General features: G+C 53.8%; 19 protein-coding genes. 18 read left to right on the top strand and 1 reads right to left on the bottom strand.

What is annotated here, in order from left to right:
• Window positions 1-86 precede the first annotated feature (86 nt).
• The 8 genes from AC58P5_RS21325 to AC58P5_RS21290 all read left to right on the top strand — a co-directional run bounded on the left by AC58P5_RS21325 (window position 87) and on the right by AC58P5_RS21290 (window position 10,876).
• On the top strand, window positions 87-953 hold the full coding sequence (locus AC58P5_RS21325) for a carbohydrate ABC transporter permease (RefSeq protein WP_497390108.1): 867 nt from the start codon (window positions 87-89) through the stop codon (window positions 951-953).
• Window positions 954-1,008: 55 nt separating this feature from the next.
• Window positions 1,009-1,842 carry a carbohydrate ABC transporter permease gene (locus AC58P5_RS21320; RefSeq protein ID WP_497390421.1) on the top strand — a complete coding sequence of 278 codons (834 nt, stop codon included), beginning with the start codon at window positions 1,009-1,011 and terminating at the stop codon, window positions 1,840-1,842.
• A gap of 27 nt (window positions 1,843-1,869) precedes the next feature.
• On the top strand, window positions 1,870-3,036 hold the full coding sequence (locus AC58P5_RS21315; protein WP_497390106.1) for an efflux RND transporter periplasmic adaptor subunit: 1,167 nt from the start codon (window positions 1,870-1,872) through the stop codon (window positions 3,034-3,036).
• 60 nt (window positions 3,037-3,096) lie between these two features.
• Entirely contained in the window at window positions 3,097-4,449 is a 1,353-nt protein-coding gene (locus tag AC58P5_RS21310) for an ABC transporter substrate-binding protein (RefSeq protein ID WP_497390104.1), read from the top strand.
• A gap of 45 nt (window positions 4,450-4,494) precedes the next feature.
• A complete protein-coding gene (locus AC58P5_RS21305) occupies window positions 4,495-5,157 on the top strand; it encodes a stalk domain-containing protein (protein ID WP_497390102.1) in 663 nt (220 codons plus the stop codon).
• A 51-nt stretch (window positions 5,158-5,208) separates the two neighbouring features.
• The gene (locus AC58P5_RS21300) at window positions 5,209-6,402 is read left to right on the top strand and encodes a glycosyltransferase (protein WP_497390100.1); all 1,194 of its coding nucleotides are present in this window, start codon (window positions 5,209-5,211) and stop codon (window positions 6,400-6,402) included.
• A 244-nt stretch (window positions 6,403-6,646) separates the two neighbouring features.
• Window positions 6,647-10,717 (top strand): FIMAH domain-containing protein, encoded by a 4,071-nt coding sequence (locus AC58P5_RS21295; protein ID WP_497390098.1) that lies wholly within the window; start codon window positions 6,647-6,649, stop codon window positions 10,715-10,717.
• Window positions 10,718-10,876 (top strand): hypothetical protein, encoded by a 159-nt coding sequence (locus AC58P5_RS21290; protein WP_497390096.1) that lies wholly within the window; start codon window positions 10,718-10,720, stop codon window positions 10,874-10,876.
• A gap of 99 nt (window positions 10,877-10,975) precedes the next feature.
• Here AC58P5_RS21290 and AC58P5_RS21285 read toward each other — a convergent pair whose 3' ends face one another.
• Window positions 10,976-12,148: an ROK family transcriptional regulator gene (locus tag AC58P5_RS21285; protein ID WP_497390094.1), complete on the bottom strand. Its 1,173-nt coding sequence runs from the start codon at window positions 12,146-12,148 to the stop codon at window positions 10,976-10,978.
• A gap of 375 nt (window positions 12,149-12,523) precedes the next feature.
• On the opposite strand from AC58P5_RS21285, the gene AC58P5_RS21280 reads away from it, so the two are divergent.
• From AC58P5_RS21280 to AC58P5_RS21235, 10 genes are all read left to right on the top strand, one after another.
• Entirely contained in the window at window positions 12,524-13,966 is a 1,443-nt protein-coding gene (locus tag AC58P5_RS21280) for an extracellular solute-binding protein (RefSeq protein WP_497390092.1), read from the top strand.
• A gap of 62 nt (window positions 13,967-14,028) precedes the next feature.
• Complete coding sequence (locus tag AC58P5_RS21275) at window positions 14,029-14,976, top strand: carbohydrate ABC transporter permease (protein ID WP_497390091.1); 948 nt, start codon at window positions 14,029-14,031, stop codon at window positions 14,974-14,976.
• Between the two features lie 30 nt (window positions 14,977-15,006).
• A complete protein-coding gene (locus AC58P5_RS21270) occupies window positions 15,007-15,843 on the top strand; it encodes a carbohydrate ABC transporter permease (RefSeq protein ID WP_497390090.1) in 837 nt (278 codons plus the stop codon).
• A 120-nt stretch (window positions 15,844-15,963) separates the two neighbouring features.
• Window positions 15,964-16,995, top strand: coding sequence for a Gfo/Idh/MocA family protein (locus AC58P5_RS21265; RefSeq protein WP_497390089.1), 1,032 nt, complete (start codon window positions 15,964-15,966; stop codon window positions 16,993-16,995).
• The gene (locus AC58P5_RS21260; RefSeq protein WP_497390088.1) at window positions 16,982-17,995 is read left to right on the top strand and encodes a Gfo/Idh/MocA family protein; all 1,014 of its coding nucleotides are present in this window, start codon (window positions 16,982-16,984) and stop codon (window positions 17,993-17,995) included. The genes AC58P5_RS21265 and AC58P5_RS21260 overlap by 14 nt, the downstream gene beginning before the upstream one ends.
• 12 nt (window positions 17,996-18,007) lie before the next feature.
• Window positions 18,008-18,766 (top strand): Cof-type HAD-IIB family hydrolase, encoded by a 759-nt coding sequence (locus tag AC58P5_RS21255; protein ID WP_497390087.1) that lies wholly within the window; start codon window positions 18,008-18,010, stop codon window positions 18,764-18,766.
• Between the two features lie 232 nt (window positions 18,767-18,998).
• On the top strand, window positions 18,999-19,445 hold the full coding sequence (locus AC58P5_RS21250; protein ID WP_497390419.1) for a tellurite resistance TerB family protein: 447 nt from the start codon (window positions 18,999-19,001) through the stop codon (window positions 19,443-19,445).
• A 199-nt stretch (window positions 19,446-19,644) separates the two neighbouring features.
• Window positions 19,645-20,244: a TerD family protein gene (locus AC58P5_RS21245; RefSeq protein ID WP_497390086.1), complete on the top strand. Its 600-nt coding sequence runs from the start codon at window positions 19,645-19,647 to the stop codon at window positions 20,242-20,244.
• A gap of 28 nt (window positions 20,245-20,272) precedes the next feature.
• Complete coding sequence (locus AC58P5_RS21240; protein WP_497390084.1) at window positions 20,273-20,848, top strand: TerD family protein; 576 nt, start codon at window positions 20,273-20,275, stop codon at window positions 20,846-20,848.
• 75 nt (window positions 20,849-20,923) lie between these two features.
• Window positions 20,924-21,505: a TerD family protein gene (locus AC58P5_RS21235; protein ID WP_497390083.1), complete on the top strand. Its 582-nt coding sequence runs from the start codon at window positions 20,924-20,926 to the stop codon at window positions 21,503-21,505.
• The last annotated feature ends 21 nt before the right edge of the window (window positions 21,506-21,526 follow it).

The raw sequence follows: 21,526 nt of genomic DNA, 5'->3' as shown, positions 1-21,526 counted from the left end.
TGAGAGTCTCCGCTTATCCGAAAACGAGGAAAGGACCGGTCCAAGTATGAAACCACGACAGTTCGTGTACCCGATTGAAGCCGCGGATGTTTAGACATGCCCGCTCGGATAAGGCGGCCGTTCTGATGTTTCTGGCGCCGAGCGCGCTGGGATTTATGATCTTCTATCTCATCCCGTTTGCCATGGGCGTGTATGATTCGTTCGTGGAAAGTACGGCCGACCGCAGGTTCGTCGGTTTCGAGCATTACCGCGGGCTTCTGGCGAGCGAATCGTTCCGCAAGGCGGCCCGGAATACCGCTTCCTTTACGCTGGTCAGTGTTCCGCTGATGATTCTTCTGTCGCTAAGCCTGGCGATGCTGCTTCATCAGAACCTGTATATCCGGAAATGGCTCCGGACCGCGTTCGTGCTGCCGCTTGTCGTTCCCGCGGCTTCGATCATTCTCATATGGCAGATTCTGCTGGACTGGAACGGATCGGTTAACGCCTGGCTGAGCCATTTCCACTGGGCGCGTGTGGATTGGATGAAGACGGATGCCGCCCAAGGCGTCGTGATCGCCGTCTATCTGTGGAAGAATATCGGGTATAACATTATTTTGTTCCTGGCGGGGCTTCAGCAAATCCCCCATGACTATTACGAAACGGCCAGGATCGAAGGAGCGGGCCCGTTTCGCCAATTCCGCAGTATTACGCTGGTCTACTTAACCTCGACGCTGTTTTTCGTCACGATCATGTCCGTCATCAATTCATTCAAGGTGTTCCGCGAAACGTACCTGATAGCGGGGGATTATCCGCAAGACAGCATCTATATGCTGCAGCACTATATGAACAACATGTTCATGTCCTTGGATGTTCCCAAGCTGACGGCAGCGGCCACACTGATGACGGGCTGTATTTTGCTTCTGGTTTTAGTCCTTTTTGCACTGGAACGCCGTTTCCGGAGTTTTCTTGAATAGCGGGGGAAGACGATTGCAACTGTTCAAGCTGTTGAAAAAAGGGACGATAACGGTCATGCTGGCGGTTATCGCGGGAATGCTGCTAGTACCGGTCGTGATAACTTTCACAAACTCTCTCATGACCGAGCGGGAAATCGGGATGAACTACGGGCTCATCGGCCAGATGAACGAAGCCGGTTCGGGAGCGGACGCCTTCGTTAATCTGAAGCTGCTGCCCGATCTGGTCACGCTGGAACAGTACGGCGAAGTGCTGATTCATAGTCCGAGATTTATGAGGATGTTCTGGAACTCGGTCTTTCTGGTGGTTCCCATCATCGCCGGGCAGACGGCCGTAGCCGCACTGGCTGCGTACGCGTTCTCCAAGCTGCGTTTTCGCAGCCGGGAGCCCCTGTTTCTCGTTTATGTCCTGACGATGCTCATGCCGTTTCAGGTGACGCTCGTGCCCAATTACATCATGGCGGATAAACTGGGGCTGCTCCACAGTCCCGGAGCCATCATTCTGCCCGGAATTTTTGCCGCTTTCGGCGTCTTTATGCTCCGGCAGTACATGCTGCACATCCCGTACGCTTATATCGAAGCGGCCAAGATAGACGGAGCCGGGCATTGGCGGATTTTCTCCACGATTATTATCCCGATGGTTAAACCGGGGGTATCCGCTTTGGTGGTGCTGCTGTTCGTCGATTACTGGAACATGGTGGAGCAGCCACTTATTTTTCTGGACGATCCGTTCAAGCAGCCGCTCTCCGTTTACTTATCCAGGGTGCATCAAGGGGAGAGAGGGATCGCTTTCGCCGCATCCATGCTTTATATGACGCCGATGGTGCTGCTGTTTCTGTACGCGGAAACGAATTTTATCGAAGGCATTCAATTGTCCGGCATCAAAGGGTAGCTTCTGCAAGGGGAGGAAAGCTCGGGAATGGAGCAGGAAGCGATTAAAGATCTTAAGCGCAAAAGAAATATCCGGATCATTGCCGGTTTGTTTATCGGGGGACTGATCCTGTTCACCTTATTCGGCAATACGCTGCAGGCACTGACTTTACCCAAAGTGAGAACGGAAAGCGCGATCTACGGAAGTCTTGTACATACGCTCGAAGGAACCGGGGTTCTGCGTCCGCTTGCGGAAGAGAAGCTGGGAAGTCCTGCGGGCTGGAAGATCAAAGCGGTTCTCGTTAAAGAAGGAGACCGTGTGACAAAAGGACAGAAGCTGGTCGTCTACGACAGCAAGTCCGCCGAACGGGAGCTGCTGGACGAAACCACGCAGCTGGAGAAGCTGAAGATCGAGCTGCAAAACGCGCAGGACCAGTTCATTGAGGCGTCCAAGGAGGGCGACGAAATGAAGGTCCGGAGCGTCAGACGGGAGCTGGAGACACGCAAGCTCGATATCCGCGTGCAGGAGCGCAAAATCCAAGGTCTGCGGGAAGAACTGGCAGACCGGAAAGATCTGGCCGCTCCGTTCGAGGGCGTGATCACGAAAGTGAACGCCAGCGCCGGAACTACGACGGCGGGAGAGCCCGAAATCGTGATCACGGACAGCGCCAAGGGATATCGGCTCGAATTCGCCGCCGATGCCGCACTGCTGACCAGCCTCGGGATTACCGCCGGGACGAAGCTGGAGGTAGGGCTCGGCACGCCGGATCAGCAGCCCCGGCTTATCGAGGGCACCGTTGAAGAGGCGGGGGATGCGGAACCGCTGACAACGGCGGCGGGCCCTCCCGGCGGGGAGGCGGAGGAGAGCAAGGTCCTCACAGTGACGCGGAAAACGCTGCGCGTTAAAGTGGAGAACCCGGAGCTGAAAGGCGGCGAGCGTGCCTTCGTCAAGCTCACGAAGCGTTCCGTGCAGCAGGGATTTAAGGTTTCAAGCGACGCGGTCCATCAGGAGCGCGACGGCAAGTTCATTTATAAGATCGAAGAGCAGAGGGGCGCGCTGGGCAACATTTTCGTAGTTCGCAGAGTCCCCGTCCGTTTCAGCGAAGCCAATGGTTCGGAGACCGTGATTCAAACCGACAGCCTGAATGAAAAAGATCTCATTATTCTCAAAAGCAGCGAGCCCTTGCAGGATAACAACCGGGTTCGCCTGCAATAGCAAGGAATCGCTGCGAAGACGATAACGAAAGACGATAACCGATAGAGGAGAGGATTACGGATGATGAAAAAACCTATGTGGGTCGTGTTCATTTGTGCGGCGCTTGCAACCAGCGCTTGCGGAGCCGGGGGAAGCGGGGAGGCCGGCGGGACTTCGGCTAAAGAAAAGCCGAAAAGCAAAGACGGGAAAACCGTCGTGACCCTGTCCTTAAAAAGTTCCGATCCGTTCTTCCAGACGGTCGAGAAGAAGTTCGAGGAGAAATACCCGGACATCGATTTGCAGATTCAATCCTATAAGAAGGCGGGCGAAAAATGGGGAGCCGGGGATTTTGAGAAATACGTGAAGACGACGAACACGGCTTTACTGTCGGGCAAGGGGGCGGATATTGTCGAATTAAGCGATCTGCCCGTCGATAAATATGTGCACGGCAAGCTTCTCGCCAATCTGAACGAGATGTTCGACCAAGACAAAACGTTGAAGAAGGAAGAATTAAACCTGAACATTTTAAGCGGGATGAAGAAAAAGGACGGCGGGTTATATACGCTCCCCGCCTCATTCTACTTGAGAACCTACATAGGAGACGGCGATTCGATCAAGAAGGCGAACGTCCAAATCGATGATGCCAAATGGACGTGGAACCAGTTTGAAGAAACGGCGAAAAAGGTGATGGAAAAAGACGGGGGAGGCGGCAAAGCGAAGCGGCCCGTTTTTGCGGAAGACCCGGGAGTAACCCTGCAGGAGATCATCATGGACCGTTACGGGGAGCTTGTCGATCCCGCGACTATGAAAGCGAAGTTCGATTCGCCCGCTTTCACGGATCTGCTGAAATCCATCAAGAACATGTACGACGAGAAAATAATGAAAAGTGAAACTGCAGAAGGAGAAACCGCCCTGTTTTATTCGGCCGCTTTTCTCACGCCTCAGGATATGGTCGTAAATCCGCACGAGTATTACTCCAATCCGAAGCTGCTTCAGAAACCGCATGCCGAGGGCACGAAGGGGGGAATCCGGATCATTCCGGCTCACGAGTTTGCGGTACAGGCCAAATCCTCCGTCAAGGCGGAAGCGTGGACGTTCCTTTCCTTCCTTTACTCTAAAGACGTGCAGTCCCTGCAGGATTTGAAAGGATTTTCCCTGCTTAAAGAAGTGAACGACAAAAAGCTGGATGAGATCCAAAAGCAGGTAAAGGCCGGAACGTTTAAGCTCCCGACAGGAAAAACGGCGAAGATATCCGACGATCAGTTTAATCTTTATAAAGAATTGATTCGGAAAGCCGAAAGCTTCTCCGCTTTTGATATGAAAGTGCTGTCGATTATCAACGAGGAAACACCGGCCTATTTCAGCGGACAGAAGCCGGCGGAAGAAGTGGCCAAACTGATTCAGAACAGAGCGACAACCTATTTAAACGAGTGACAAGAAGGGATCGTCTTTAAATCCGATAAAGAAAGGCCGGTCTTTTTGAAAAAAATTATCGCAGCGGCAGCACTCGGCTTATTGGCTTTAATGAGCATACTGGCTTACGCGTTAAGCTTCAGCCTGGATTTTCTCAGCTCCCAGAAATTCATTGTCAACGGAAAGCAGACGGAATTCTCGGTCATTGACTATAACGGACACGTGTACGTTCCCCTTCGCTTTGTAGCCGAAAATATGGCTTCCGACGTCGGATATAACGCGATTACGGGAATAACCAGCATCGACCAGCACAGTGTAAGGTTCGACGATGTCGTGGCCGCTCCGAAGCCCGAGGTCGTCTATGAGAAGAGACTCGAGAACGAGTCCGTATGGATGCAGGATATTCCCCTGCTGCAGGGGAATTCGTGCTGGGCAGGCTGCATCCGGGATCCCCGATCCGATCTTACCATGCTTAAGCAGGCGGAATATCCTGCAGTCGACGCCAAACCCGGCGCGTACATCGGAATCCGTTATCCGAAAGGGATAGAGCCGAACCGGATGGAATGCTCCTTGATCACAAACGTGGGCGGGAAGGAAAAATATACGGTCATAAACATGGATCAAGGGAGAATCCGTCTGCCGGGAGAGCCGGGAGTTTATTCCATTTTGCTGCGTTCCTATTGGGATCAAGGCGAGACGAGTTATTTGTTTGCCGTAAAAATAAATTAGGGGCACCGCCCGGCGGTTCGGAAAGTTTGGCAGGAATCATAGGTGAAACGTATGAAAATCACATTGTTAGCTTATGGTAATCCGGAAGCGGTGAAGCCTTTTGCCGCACTCGCTTCCGCGCTTCAATCCGGCGGCTACGAAGCGGGGGTTGCGGTACCTGCCGGTTCGGATATCTGTCCGGCCTATTCCGGCACAGGCCGCGCCCGGATGCACGAGCGCGTCTGGAGATATTTCGGGACGGGAGAGGGCGGATTGGAGGGAAAAAATGCCGGTGGCGGAACGGCAAATTTACGGGAAGTCTGCGCGGAATCGGATTTGATTATTTCCGACCTGCGCATGCTTGATCACGCCTTGGCCGTTTCGGATGAGCTTAACAGCAAACTTATGGCAGCCGCCCTGACTCCTCCCTGCCCCGTGTCCCGTAGTGCCGCTTTCGTATCAGGAATTCTTCGGAAGCTTCCCTTCTTCTATGGAGCAGCGGGCCAACGGGAACCGGGGTATGGATGGCCGCTAACGTGCGAAGCGGCCTCTATCAAGCCGGTTTCCCGGGATATTCCTGTCCTGCACGCATACAGCGCATGTTTCCTGGAGAGACACGGCGTATCGGAAGGACTGGCCGGACAGACCGTAACGGGTGAATGGAGAATGATAGGAGGCACCGGTGGTTCCATCTGTTCAAGTAAATTCCGTGAAGATACGGGGCAATGGCTGGATGAGGGAGAGGCTCCTCTTTATTTCGGTTTTAGCGGGCTGCCTTTGCAGACACAGGCGCATTGTATCCAAACCGCTTTGGATGCCTCGAATGAGCTTTCCTGCAGAGCCGTCATTGAGGCCGACTGGCAGGCACTGGGCGGGCTCCGACATGAGCTGCCCGTAAATGCGCTGCCCGTGGAGCAGGCGGACTGTGACTGGCTTTTTTCCCGCTGCCGGAGCATCATGCACCGGGGATCGTCCGCTGCCGCCCATGCAAGCTTGAGAGCGGGAATTCCCGCTCTCGTTTGTCCGGGTACCGAAGAAGAGCACGTGTGGGGAAGACTGACCGCCGCAGCGGGAGCGGGAAGCTGCCTGCCCCTGAACAAGGTAACCCGGAAGAAACTGACGCAAGCGTTAAGGGCCCTTGAAAATAAACGAGTGAGAAACAAAACGGCCGAGCTCGGCGCAAGCTTGAGGGGGGAGAACGGCATAGAGACGGCCATCCCTTTTATTGACCGCTGCCTAAGCTGGACACAGTACCGGAAATTTTAGAGGTCCACGAAAATTTCGGCGTTCAGGAAGCGGAGCCGTCAAGAACACAAGAATTCATGGGAGCGTAGTGATCCTGTGAATTCTTTTTTTATTTTACAAAAAGTTAATAGAGGAAAACTTCGGAAGATAGCGAATAGAGTAAGTGAAATTAATAAATCCAATAGATATATAAATTAAATGTGGAGAAGAAGCGTGTAACTGTGGTTGTATTCTGCCAGCAGAAAAAAAGGAGATGAGTTGAAAAGTGAACAAGAAACTGTTTACCAGCTGCTTCACCTGTTTCATGGCCATCCAGTTGACGGCGGGTTCATCGCTTGCCTTCGTCCGTCCCGCGACCGCGGAAGAAGCGGGAACGCCTACCGCTGTTTCATCTGCCGCAGCCTCTGCCGCACCCCGAATGCTGATTACGGAAATCGTGCCCGATTCGGGAGGGGACACGGAGGGGGGAGAAGATCCGTACGAGTACGTGGAAGTGTACAACAACAGCGATCAGCCGGTTGATTTCAAAGATTATTCTATTCTGTACCGGTATCCGGGCGAACCGGGAAAAGATTTGTTCTGGCGCCCTTACACGGATGGGCAGATTGTGATTCCGCCTGGGAAAGCGATGGTATTCTGGGCCGTCACACCCGCCGGGGAAACAAAAACCGTAGCCGATTTCAACGCGCACTTCAAGACCTCCCTCACGGAAAATAAAGATATCGTCCGTATTCCCGGCGGACTGAACAATTTGCGGGAAAGAACGATCGTCGTCGCGACCAACACGGGCCGGGACATCGTACGGGCCAGCTATAACCAGGGCGTCCTGGAAACCGCGGCGGATATGAGTATCGAGTACGGCACGCCCGATGCGGGCAGCCTGGATATGAAGAAGCTTAGCGTGCTTCAGACGAAAGCGACCCCGGGCACGTTCGATCCCGCCCATGTTCCCGCGGAGCCTGTCCGCATCGCTGCCGATTCCGCCGCACCGACCGTAAGGGATGTCACCGACACGTCCGGAATAGATCTTGTCAGTCCTATTGAGCTGACCGCCGAAGCGGAAGACGACCGGCTGCTGGCATCCGTCAATCTGTATTACAAGTCCAACAAGACCGCGGATTATAAAAAGGTCGCGATTCCCCCCGGAAAGGACGGCAAGTTCCGCTATTCCGTTGAAATGATGGAATGGTTCGGCAGTCCGTCTCTGCAGTATTATTTCGAGGCATCCGACACCTTCAACACGACGGCTACCGCGCCCCGGACCCTCAGCCTTGAGGGGAGCGAGAAAAGTCCGGCGCTGAACGTGCGCGACGGGGAGACGCTGTCGGGAAGCCGCGTCTTGATCGGCTCTTCGGCCGCGGGGACCGGGCCGATGACGCTGACCGTCGACGGCCAAGCGGTTGCGCCGACGGCCAAGGCGCTGGAGAAAACCGCCTATTTCGTCTTCGAGGCGGACGATATCGACAAAGGGCAGAACGTCGTGACGATGGGGGCGGATACGCTTCATCTCATTCCGTTCGGGACACAGGATTACAAAACGATGGTCGTGCCCGTCCGTCCCGAGCTTTTCAAATACGGGCAGGCCAACCCGATCGCCATCCGCGCCGGTTCCGTCAACCGCCCTTATTACGAGGACAAGCCCGAAACGGGGCTGGACGATTTTAATATCCGCAACGTCCGGCTCGTTCTTGCCGACGGCACGGTTGTGAAAGACCCGAAATACGCCAATCCGGCTACGATCTTGGATATGGGGGACAACGGGCGCTTCCTACCGGTCGTCACGTTTAATTTCGCGGTTCCGGAGTCTTACTGGAAAGGCGTTTCTTACCGCTGGGACACGACAGCTTCGGCCGACGGCGCCCATAAGGTGGAAGTGAAGCTTCCGGACGGAAGCAAAGCTTCGGCCGATGTGACGGTGGATAACCAGGGGCCTATCCTTACAACGAACATAGAGGAGGGCAAATCCTATAAAGGATCGTTCGACATCCAGGCAAGCGCCTCCGACGCGGCTTCCGGTGTGAAGTCCTTTGAAGTCAAGCTGGACGGCATGCCCATCCGGGTGCCGTACGCGGCTTCATCGGCTTCGCTGCCCCCGGGCGCGCATACGCTTCTTCTCAAGGCAACCGACGCGGGCGGCAAGACGACCGAGAAGACCGTCAAGTTCACGACGCCCGAAGAGCTTCCGCATAAGCCGGTCCTCTTGTCTCCGGCGGAGGGGACGCAGGATGCGGACGGGAACGTTTCGCTGGAAGTATCCGTCTCCGACCCGGCAGGCGATCCGCTGAACGTGAAGTTCTTTAAAGGAAAGCGGATCACGGCGGGCGACCCCGGGATGACGGCCTATTCGCACGCTGCGGACAGAGAGCCTCCGGCTGTCTTGTCCTTACCGGGGGAGACGCCGTTCTCCGCAGAGGACAAAGCTTCGGCGGGAACGTCCGATGACCGCTATGTAACGACCGATTCTGATGGGCAGTTCCCTTACCAGCGGTTCGAGGTGGAGGTCGGCGAGGAAACCGGCGCCGGCGACCGGATCGAGCTGAACTGGGAAGGCCACACCTTGAAGGGCCGGAAGGTCAGCCTGTACGCGTGGAACTACGGGACGGAGAAGTGGGATTCCCTTGCTTCGATGGTGGCCCCGTCCGAGGAGGATTTTACGCTTTCCGCTGGGGTTGACGCTCTTCCTTATGCGCGGAACGGGAAGGTACAGGCGATGATTCAGGATGAAATCCCCCGCCGGGACCAATACGATTTTACATTCGTGTCCATGCCGGATACGCAAATTTATGCGGAAATTTTACCCCAGTACTTCGAATCTCAGGTGAATTTTATCCGCGACGCCAAGGATGACATGAACATCAAATACGTGATGCAGGTAGGAGATATCGTCAATTCCGCCGGGATTAAAGGGCAGTGGGAACGGGTGGACAAGTTCATGAACGTGCTGGACGAAGCGGAAATCCCTTACGGGGTGGCCGCGGGCAACCATGACGTGTTTGACGGCGGAGCCAACTCGGAGCCGGATTACTCGGAATTCTCGAAATACTTCGGGGAAAGCCGGTTTAAGGACAAGCCTTATTACGGCGGTTCTTATAAAGACAACCGGGGCCATTACGACCTCATCTCGGCTGAAGGCAACGACTTTATTTTCGTCTATATGGGCTGGGATATGAGCGACGAGGATTACGCCTGGATGAACGGCGTGCTCAAGGAGCATTCGGACCGTAAAGCGATCATCGTGGTGCACGAATATTTGCAGAACAACGGAAACCGCTCGGCGGCCGGCAACCGGATTTACGAGAACGTGGTGGTGCCGAATCCGAATGTGAAAATGGTGATGAGCGGGCATTTTACCGGCAGCGCCCTTCGGACCGATCAGCTTGACGACGATAAGGACGGTACGCCTGACCGCAAAGTGTACCAGATTCTTAACGACTATCAGGGCATTCCGAACGGAGGCGACGGATACCTCAAGCTGCTGCATTTCGATACAAGCACCGATACCGTCTATGTGAACACGTACTCTCCTTATCTGGACGATTATAATTATTACGACCCGGCCAAGGATGAATTCAAGCTGTCGATGGATTTGAAACCGATGAAAAAGCGGGTGGCCACGGACAAGCTCGAAGTCAACGTATATTCGGATGAACTAATCGGAGAGGCCGAAGCCGCTAGCGGTTCGACGGCAAAAACCGTCTGGGGCCCTCTGAACGGGAATACCGTCTACCAGTGGTATGCGACCGCGGAGGATGCCTTCGGAGGTCGGACCTATTCGGATATCGGCTCCTTCCGTACCCGGCTTGCCCTGTCCGCTCCCCAGGAAGTGAAGGCTTCCGGCGTGACGGCTGATTCCGCGCGGATCTCTTGGAATCCGGTAGCGGTGCCCGGCGATTCCTCGTCCGTCACTTACGAGGTATACGGACCGCAGGGCTTGGCGGCGACCGTGACCGGCTCCGTATACGCATTTACCGGCCTTGAGCCGGATACGTCGTATACGTTCACCGTCCGGGCCGTGCACGAGTCGGGAGCCGTCTCGGACATGAGCCTGCCGGTCACGTTCACGACAAGCATGGACCTGCCCGCTCTGGGGGCCGGTCTGCAGCGGTTTGTCGCGGCCGGTCAGGTTACCTCGCCTTTGACGAACCAGCTCGACAATGCGCTGAAGCAGGCGGCCGGTCATCTAGAGAAAGGGCAGAGCAGACAGGCTGCCAAGAAAATAGAAGACTTTGTGAAGCATCTCGGCAACAAAGCCCATCAGGATGCGGCAGCTCCGGAAGCCCGGCAGTGGCTGCTTCTGAAAGCGCAGGCGCTGCTTCGTGTCTGGGCGGCAGAATAAATGCGGCTGGCCGCTGTCTTTGGCGCCCAGCCCCGCGCACCGGAAGCTTCACGCGGTGCGGAAGCGCCCGTCCAGACGGCGGACAAGGGGCCACCGGCATTAACCGCGCGGATTGCCGGACCGGCCAAACAGCACAGGTCGGTTAACCGCACGAGTTGACCGGACCGGCCTTTTAGGCGGCGGGCCGATTAGCCGCACGGCCGGACACAAAAAAGCCCCCGGAAGCGAGTTTATACACGCTTCCGGGGGCTTTCCGTTTTATAAAGACAAGCTGTCCAAGGGAATCTTGAACACATTCTGGAGGACGCGCTCGATGGCTAGAACGGTATCTTCCTCGGTTGTCCTAAGATGGACGAATTCGAGATCCCGGCACGTCTGGGGCACGTTGGCGAGAACACGGTCCTTCAGCTCGTCCAGGAAGAAATCGCCGAATACCGGCAGCATTGTGCCCGTCAGCGCGATATGATCCGGGTTGAGCAGTGTGACGATGTTGGACAGCGCGGAAACAAGGGCTGTCTTGACCGCCTCGCACAGCCCCACGGCTTGCGGCTCTCCCGCGCGGAGAGCGCTGCTGAACTGATCGACGCTTAAGCCGAGCGTTCTCTTTAGGCCGTGGGAGGAAGCCAGCGTAGTCAAGCATCCTTTGCCGCCGCAATAACATTCGTGGAGGCGAGGAGGCAGGAACGCTTTGTAGTGGCCGAGCTCGCCCGCTACGGAGCCGGAACCCGCGACGAGCATCTTGTCCACGAAAATGGCGCCTCCGATGCCTCTGCCGAGCTTGAGCGTGACATTGTTCCGGGAGGAGACGAGGCGGCCGCTTATATTCTCGTTCAGCGCGAGGAGGTTGGTGTCATTCTCCAGGTAAACGGGCAGCCCGTATTCTTCTTCCAGTATCCGGCCAAGAGGAATCCGCTTCCAGCCCATGCCGGGGGAGCGGAGAAGGATGCCCTCGCTGGAATCGACCAGCCCGTGTACGCTGAAGGAAATGCCCTTGATCCCGTCCGGTTGGGGAATCTCTTTGATGAGGGAGTTGATCACCTGGCGGATTACCCGAAGCATATCCTCCTCCGTCTCGTACGAGTCCGCGCGCATTTCCGCTTCCGCCAGGCGCTCTTTGCGCAGGTTGTAAGCCGCTCCTCTGGCGTAGGTGCCGGACAGCTCGATGCCGATGGCGGAGAAACGGGAGCCGTTCAGAAGGAGCGGGACGCGTTTGCGGCCGCTGCCGCTTTCGAGCGACTGGGGTTCCCCTTCCAGAATGACTTCGTCTTCCAGCAGGCGGTTTACGATGTTCGTCACTGTCTGTTGGCTCAATCCCGTCTTCTGGGCAAGTTCCACGCGAGAGATCGGGGAATCGGAATAAATAAGATGCAGCACCTTCTGCTGGTTAATCGATTTAAGCAGCGTATGGCTCGCATGCTTGGAAGTGGACATAGAATAACCTCTTTCTTAAAACGAAGACGAAATGGATGTTATCCATTAGTTTACCATCCCCGGATAGACGTGGGAAGGAAAGCTGGAAGAACATTGAAGATTCACCATTTTCGCCAGTTTATAGGGAATAGGGACGAATCGTTTTACAAATCTTTAAAAGAAAAACCGTGTTTTTTCTAAATATTTGTATTGAATCCTCCGGAAAAACAAGGTACGATATTAATTAATAAAATTGATTTATTTATTATTATACCACAGGATGCGTACAGTCGGAAACCATTCGCCGATCACCGCCTCCACCTATTTTCCGGTTTTCCCGATCGGATCCAAACCATTTTAGCAAACATGAAAGGGGTTTCAAAAATGAGACCAAACATGAAAAGGCTTACATCTTTAAGCTTGGCTGTGGCGTTGTCGGGTTCGCTGCTTGCAGGTTGTGCGGGCGGTTCCGATGCGAAAAATGCGGGAGGGCAGGCGAGTCCCCAATCATCGGGAGAGGTATACGATAACGGGCTCCCTAAGAATGAGAAAGTAACGCTTAAAGTGGGCTTTTTTATGGGAGGCTATGGCCGGGAATGGTTCGATTACGCCGTGAAGTCCTTCAAGGAAAAGTACCCGAACGTATCCTTCGATGTCACCGCATCGGCAGACATGAAGAATATGATCCAGACGAAGGTTTCGGCCAATAACGATGCCGATATGTTTGATATTTTCAACACCACGCCCCCGGCCGGAGCGCAGGGAATCGTGTCTCTCGCCGAAGCCGGGAAGCTGGAGCCCTGGGATGAACTCTTCGACAAGAAGCTGCCGGACGCGCCGGACAAAACCGTCAAGGAGCTCATTCTGCCGGGCATGTACGAGTCGTTCACGCGGGTGAACGGGAAAGTGTACGAGTTTGCGTCTTCGAGCTCTTTCGGCGGGCTGTTTTACAACAAAACTTTATTCGAGAAAAACGGCTGGAACCAGAATCCGAAAACATGGTCGGAGTTTACCAAGCTTCTGGCCGACATCAAGGCGTCGGGGATCGCTCCGATTACGTTCCCGGGCGTTCACCCGAACTATTACGACTGGGCCTTCGGACCGGCGAAAATGTTTGAACTGGCCGATATGAAAGGCGGCGCGGACAAATTTATCGAGAACTACAAAACTTACACAGGCCCTCAATACTTGAGCGAAGAGAGCATTGAGCATTGGAACCGGCTCTACGAACTCGGCAAACAGGGCTACTTCCCGGATGGGCTTCCGGCGCTTACGCATACCCAGTCCCAGATGCAGGTGATTCAAGGCCAGGCCGCGATGGTATCGACCGGCAGCCACGTGGAGAATGAAATGAAGAAAACGACTCCGGCCGATTTCAAATGGGGCTACATGGCCGTGCCGTTCCGGGATAAAGCGGACCAGAAGCTCTGGGTGAGAAGCGGCATCACGAACTTCCTCTATCTGTGGAGCGGCAAGCCCGAGCTGAACAAGAAATGGTCGAAGGAATTCGCCCTCTGGCTGCTTACGCTGGAGAACCAGCAGTTTGCGGCGGAGAAATCCGGCGCCCTGCCGATGCGCAAAGACTTGACGGACGATTCGTCGAAAGTAGTCAAGCTTTCAAGCTCGGCGCAGGCGATTCTGACCTACATCAAGGAAAACGACGCGCGTGCCTACAAAGCGCACAGAACGGTCAGCATTTCGGACCCGAACCTCGCGAAAGCGGTGAAGATCGTCGAAGAAGCCACCGTCAAAATCGTACTGGGCAAACAGGATCCGAAGCCGATTCTGGAGGAAGCGGAAGCGCTGCTTCAGAAAGCGGTCGCCGCACAGAAGAAATAAAAGCCAGCAAGCGGGGAGGGAACCCTCTTCGCTTTCATTTTCATAAGAGGAGTTGACTTCCCTTGTCGGACCCAATAGCCGTGAAAGCGCCAAGAAGTTTGACCAGCCGGATGGGGCTGGATAAAGCGAAGACGCAGAAGTGGATTTTTCTGATCCTTGCCATCGTGCCGCCGTTTGGAGGTTATCTGCTTTTTACGTTGTTTCCCAACGTTCTGTCCGTGTATTATGCGCTGCTGGACTGGGACGGGCTGAAAGAACCGGAGTTCGTCGGCTTGAGAAATTTCGTGACGGCCCTGCAGGATGAGTACGTCTGGCGGGCGCTGCGCCACAATCTGATTTTCATGCTGACGGTGCCTGCCCTTGTCGTCCTGATCTCTTTGGTCCTTGCTTATCTGGTCACTTATAAGACTTATAGGGAAAATAAGCTGCTGAAAATTTTGTTTTTCTTCCCGAACGTGCTGTCCATTGTGGTCGTCGCTCTGCTGTGGGCGTTCATTTACGACGGTACGTACGGGCTCCTTAACGGGGCACTCGGACTGCTCGGAATCGATTTGAAAAATTTCTACTGGCTGGGCAGTGATAATACGGCCTTATGGGCCCTGATCCCTCCGTGGGTCTGGGGCGGCGTCGGCCTCTATGTCATTATTTTCGTCAATGCGATGACCGCGATTCCGAAGTCCTTGTACGAGTCGGCTATTCTGGAAGGCGCCGGTCACATGACCCGCCTGTTTAAAATTACGCTGCCGCTCATTATGCCGGTGGTCCGGGTGAGCGTGCTGTTCCTGGTCATCAGTACGCTGAAAACGTTCGAGCTTATTCTCATCATGACCAACGGCGGGCCCTCCGGCTCGACGGATGTGATCGGCTTGTACATGTTCAATCTCGCTTTCGGCAAAGAGTACATCAACTATGGGTACGCCTCTTCGGTAGGCATGATTCTCTTTGTTATCCTGGTGACGGCCAAGCTGCTGATGGATAAATTTTTACCGAACCGGGGCGTTGAATACTAGTCATTACCTACGGACAGGGAGCGGATTCCAGTGAAAGAAAAACGGACGTTTATGGATGTGATTTGGCGTCTCTGCTTATACGCCTGGGCGCTTACGATTATTTTCCCGCTGTGCTGGGTGTTCTACGAATCGCTCAAAAGCAATCCTGAATTTTTTAAAGATATCTGGAGCCTTCCGGCAAAGCTGGAATGGTCCAATTACAAGACGGCCTGGACCGAATACGGCTTCGGCAAGTCTTTGCTGAACACGCTGTATTATGTCGGCGGAAGCCTCGTGGTCAGCCTTATTTTTACGACGCTCAACGCGTACGCGCTGACCCGGCTGGAATTCAAGGGCCGTCAGGTGATCTGGGGACTGATTATGCTGTCTTTGTTTCTGCCCGGCATAAACGCGCTTGTCCCCCAATATGTGATCATGCGGGAGCTGCACCTGACGAACAGCCTTACAGGGCTTATCTTGTTATCCGCCTTAGGGGAGAGCGTCTTCTACCTGATGCTGCTGGGCGGATTTATGAAATCGCTGCCCAAAGATCTGGAAGAAAGCGCGAATATGGACGGCGCTTCGATTTTTCAAATCTTCCTGCGCATCATTGTGCCGCTGTCCACGCCGGGAATCGTGACGGTCGCGATCTTCAAATTTCTCGGGTACTACAATAACTTCATGGGGCCGTTCATTTACTTGAGCGATCCGGAAAAATATACGATTGCCGTACAGATGTACCAGGCGAACAAGATGATGGAATATACGGCCGACTGGGTGACCCTGTTCGCCGGTGTGACGATTGCGATGGTGCCTTCCGTGCTTGTGTTCATTCTCTTCCAGAGACTCATTATGCAGGGAGCTACGCTCGGGGCGGTCAAAGGATAGCTCTGCGGCTGAAGACCGGGGCCCGCCGGCTAACTAGATGTTGGATATAGACAGTACGCTTACGTGCGGAACTCATGGAAAAAGAGGAATCCGATACGCGTGGAATTGGGGGAGTGTCAGATGAAAGTCGCTGTAATAGGCTGCGGGACGATGGGACGTACTCACGCGGCCGAATGGAAAAGAATGCCCGGTATCCGGCTTGCCGGCGTGTGCGACGCGCAGGAAGGGGCTGCGCGCAGTCTGGCCGACAGACTGGAGACGGAGGCTTACGAAGATTTCGACCGGATGATCGGGGAGGCGAATCCGGATATCGTGGATATTTGCCTGCCTACCCATCTGCATAAAGAGTTTATTTTCAGGGCGGCACGATCCGGCAAGCATGTGATCTGCGAGAAGCCGATCGCCTTGTCGGCGGACGAGGCGGAGGAAGCGGCCGCCGAATGCAGGAAGCAGGGCGTCCGCTTATTCATCGGCCACGTCGTCCGTTTCTTTCCGAGCTATGCCGATATCCGGCGCAAGGCTGCCGAGGGGACGATCGGCACCCCGGCGGTTCTGCACGCGAAGCGCATGGGGGCTAATCCGGGCTTGGCGAAGCCCTGGTACGCGGACAGCGACAGAAGCGGAGGCGTCATTCTCGATTTGATGATTCACGATATCGACTTCGCGCAGACCCTTTTCGGCAACGCCGTATCGGTGTATGCGATGAACCGGAGGCAGGGAGACACCGATTACGCGCTGGCGACATTGCGTTTCGGCAGCGGGGAGATCGCCCACCTGGAAGCGTACTGGGGATTCCCGGGTCCTTTTACGACAGGTGTGGAATTGGCGGGCACCGGCGGCGTAATCCGCTTTAACAGCGAGGATGCCGTGTCGCTCCGCGTGTTTAAAGCGAAGGGAGCAGCGGCCGGGTCTAGCGTGGCGGCGGCTGTTCCGGTACCGAAAAGCCCGTCGACGTACAATCCGTATTACCTGGAGCTGGCCCATTTCGCCGATTGCGTGCGTACCGGGCGGGAGCCTGAGGTGACGGCCGAAGACGCATGCAGCGCCCTGCGGACCAGCCTGGCCGTGATCGAATCCGCGCGCACGGGGCGGCCGGTCAAGCTGCGGGATATAAACGCACGGGAGGGGGAGAATCGGCATGTCTACCGTTAACATCGGGATGATCAGCTTTGCGCACGGGCATGCGGCGGGAATTTACCGCCTGCTCCAAAACATACCGGGCGTACAAGTGACGGCCATAGCGGACGAGAACGAAGCGAGGGTCCGGGAATACTTGGAGGAAGACCCCGGTATCCGCTATTACGCCGACTACCGGGAGCTGCTGGCGGACGACTGCGATGCCGTGGTCATCTGCTCGGAGAACATCCGTCATGCGGAGATGACCGTTGCGGCCGCCCGCGCGGGCAAGCACGTGCTATGCGAGAAGCCGCTGGGCCTGAATGTGGACGAAATGGAGCGGATGGTCCGGGCATGCGAGGAAAGCGGCGTCCGCTTGATGACGGCCTTTCCGTGCCGGTTTCTCCCTGCGGTCATTCAGGCCAAAACGGCTCTGGACCGCGGCGAAATCGGCGAGATCGTGGCCGTCAAAGGAACCAACCGCGGGACGATGCCGGGCGGCTGGTTCGTCGACCCGGCGCTCTCCGGCGGCGGAGCGCTGCTGGACCACTCCGTTCATGTGATGGACCTTCTGCACTGGATGCTGGGCAGCTATGTGACGGAGGTTTATGCGGAAACGGCTACGCTGTTTCACGATATCCCGGTGGAAGACACGGGATTCCTGCACGTGAAGTTCGAAAGCGGCGCCTTCGCGTCGATCGATACCAGCTGGTCCCGTACCCGTTCGTTCCCTTACTGGGGAGACGTCACCCTGGAAATCGTCGGGACCGAAGGCATGCTTTCCGTCGACGCTTTCGGCCAGAAGAACGAAGTGTACAGCGACGGGGCGGACAAAGCCCGGTGGAGCCACTGGGGCGAGAATATGAACCGCTCCATGGTCGAGGCTTTTATCGGCTCCGTCCGGGAGGGCAAAGAAGTGCCGGTTACCGGAAGGGACGGTCTCCGTTCCGCCGCCGTAGCCGCAGCGGCTTACGAATCCGTCCGCCGGGGCGAGCCGGTCGCATTAAACGAACACGGCAGATATTTCGTGGAATAGGAGGCTTGCGGCATGTCGGCTTACAAACTGGTCGCGCTGGACCTGGACGGCACCACGCTGACCGAGGACAAGCGCATATCCGAGGTGAACCGGAATTGGATCCGGCGCGCGACGGAGGCGGGCGTTACCGTTATTTTCTCGACGGGACGGGGCATTCAGACCGCCAAATCGTATTGGGACGAGCTCCGGCTGGATGTACCCATGGTGCTGCTCAACGGGGCCGAGATCTGGAAAGGACCGGGCCGGTTGTGGGAGCGCCACTATTTGTCCCGCCAGCAAATCCGCGAGCTGCATAAGCTGGCGGTCGGGGCGGATGCCTGGTACTGGGGCTACAGCGTGGAGAGCTTGACGAACGGGGAAGAGTGGACGGAAGAGATGTTCGACCGGGACTGGATGAAATTCGGCATGGGCCACCACGATCTGCCCACCATCGCGGGCCTTCGTGAACAAGTGCGGCAGATGGGTATGCTTGAAGTGACCCGCTCTGCCGATACGAACATGGAAATCTCCGCCCTTGGAGTAACCAAGGAGTCAGGCGTGCGCAAAGTATGCGAGCTGCTCGGGATCGGCATGCACGAGGTTATGGCCATCGGCGATCATCATAACGACCGGATGCTCATCCAGGCCGCCGGACTGGGCATCGCGATGGGCAACGCCGACGCGGAGCTGAAAGAGGCGGCGGATGCCGTCACCGGTACGAATAGCGAGGACGGCGTGGCGCAGGCCCTTCAGCAGTATATTTTCGGGCTGGATGCGGTGCCGGAGGAATAGGTTTGGAGAATGAAGCTGGTTATCCGGATGGATAAACCGGCTTTTTTTGTTTTGGTGAACTTGGGATTTAGCGAAAACCATTAAATTACCTGAGGAGTTACTTTTATAAAGTTAAGAGCTGTATCTCAGTAAATAAACGATGTGTCTTCCTAATAGTTGAAATTAAAGAGAAGTAATTCTATTATTAAAGTAATAAAAAAATACAATTCATGGAGGAATGACAGTGAGTACACTGAGTTCATTTTCAAATTGGCTATCAAGAACAAAGGGAAATGTTATGGATGGAGTTAAACGCTATAAAAGTAAAGACTTGCTTGAGGCGATTGTGGCGGGTTGCGCAATTGTATCAGTTGCGGATGGAACGATAGATGCTTCTGAAAAGCAAAAAATGGCGGGTTACCTTGGAAGAAGTCCTGAATTAAATGTTTTTAATATGAGCGAAGTAATTGAGCGTTTTAATTATTATGCAGGAAATATGGACTTTGACGTAATGGTTGGAAAGCAAGAAGCTCTTCGTGTAATCGGTAAATTTAAAACGAAACCGGAAGTAGGACGCGTTATCATTAGTGTATGTTGTGCTGTGGGTGCAGCTGATGGAGACTTTGATGAGCAAGAAAAGTCCTCTGTTCGCGATATTTGTAATGTACTTGGTTTAAATTCAAGCGAGTTTGGTTTATGATATAGGTCTTTAGAACTAGAACCCCTATCCGAGATAGGAGGTTCTTTTTTTAATAATCCATCTGGAAATTAGAAACCAATAAATTATTCTGCCGTAATAGCAAAATATATCGAAAATTCTTGTCCAAAAATTGCCTATCTTGTAGTAACTAGACTATAATCTAATTAGGGAAATATTTACTTGAGAGGAGGTGTGAAAAATGACAATTTCTTTGGTGAAAGGCCAAAAAGTAGACTTAACAAAAAGTAACGCCGGATTAAAAAACATTACTATAGGCCTGGGTTGGGACCCTTTAGAATCTGAGAAAAAGGGGTTCTTTGGCACTAAGAAAATCAAGGCGAATATTGACTGTGATGCTTCGGCGATACTTTTGGGTGAAAATGGAAAGCTGCTGAAAAAACAAAATCTTGTCTGCTTCCATAATCTTCAAAGTCCCTGTGGTTCAGTTCGTCACTCCGGAGATAACTTGACGGGCGAAGGTGAGGGAGATGACGAGCAGATTGAAATTTCACTGGATAAGGTACCTGCGGATGTTCATAAGATTCTTGCATGTGTAAATATCTATCAATGTGAAGAGCGGGGCCAGGACTTCGGTATGATCAAATCTGCTTATATTCGTGTTCTTAATCCTTCGAACAATCAAGAGTTGCTTCGCTTCAACCTAACAGACAATTACGCGGGAATGACCGCTCTTATCGTGGGTGAGCTCTACCGTCATAACGGCGAATGGAAGTTTAATGCTATTGGCGAGGGAGCTCATGCTGCTCATATTAATCTACTGGCACAGCGCTATATCTAATTCATAACTAGTGAGGAGACAAAATTTCATGGCTATCAATCTCTCAAAAGGCCAAAAAGTCGATTTAACGAAGACAAATCCTGGTCTTAAAAAAGTACTTGTGGGCCTCGGCTGGGACACTAATAAATATGATGGCGGCAAAGACTTCGATCTCGATGCATCTGCATTTTGTTTGAATGATACAGGTAAAGCTTCTTCGGACAAAGATTTCATCTTTTTCAACAACAACCAAAATGCTAATGGCTCTGTGGTACATACGGGAGATAACCGTACTGGGGACGGTGATGGCGATGACGAACAGTTGAAAGTTGATCTCGCATCGGTACCTGCCGAAGTTCAAAAAGTGTCATTTTGTATTACTATTCACGAAGCGCAAGAGCGTAGTCAAAACTTCGGTCAAGTGTCAAATGCATATGTTCGCATCGTGAACGAGGAAACGAATGAAGAAATTATTCGTTATGATCTGGGCGAAGACTTTTCGGTGGAAACTGCAATTGTTGTAGGTGAACTATATCGCCACGGTGCTGAGTGGAAGTTTAGCGCGGTAGGCAGCGGGTATCAAAATGGTCTCGCAGGCCTTGTGAAGGATTTTGGCCTTAACTGACAAAAAAAGGCCGTCTCATGACAGGCGGCCTTTTTTATGCCCACATTCTAAAACCTGTTCAAAGGAGTGAATGAAATGACAATAAGTTTATCAAAAGGTCAACGGATTGATCTTACTAAGACTAATCCGGGTTTAACTAAAGTTATTATCGGCCTTGGCTGGGATATTAACAAATATAATACGGGCCAGGATTACGACCTTGATGCTTCTGCTTTTCTTCTTGGAGCTGACGGGAAGGCAAAAGGTATGGAGGATTTCCTTTTTTATAACAATTCCAACCTTTATAACGGGGCCGTAGTTCATACTGGTGATAATCGTACGGGTGAAGGCGAAGGCGATGATGAGCAGATCAATCTAGACTTCTCGAAGGTTCCCCATCATATTGAACGAATCGGAATTACAGTTACCATACATGATGCAGCGGTCCGCAATCAAAATTTTGGGCACGTATCAAACGCCTTTGTTCGGTTAGTGGATGAAGTTTCGGGAAGAGAAGTGCTTCGTTATGATCTCGGAGAAGATTTTTCCCTTGAAACTGCAGTAGTAATTTGCGAACTTTACCGCCAAGGTAACGAATGGAAGTTCCAAGCAATCGGCTCCGGTTTTAGCGGTGGTTTAGCAGCGCTTTGCAAGAATTACGGATTGGATGCTCAGTAATCAATAAAGTAGGATGCTGTG

This window comes from Paenibacillus sp. JT31N7, from assembly GCF_059692095.1.
Note: the sequence above shows the minus strand (reverse complement) of the source record. Positions and strands in the feature narration are given on the sequence as shown.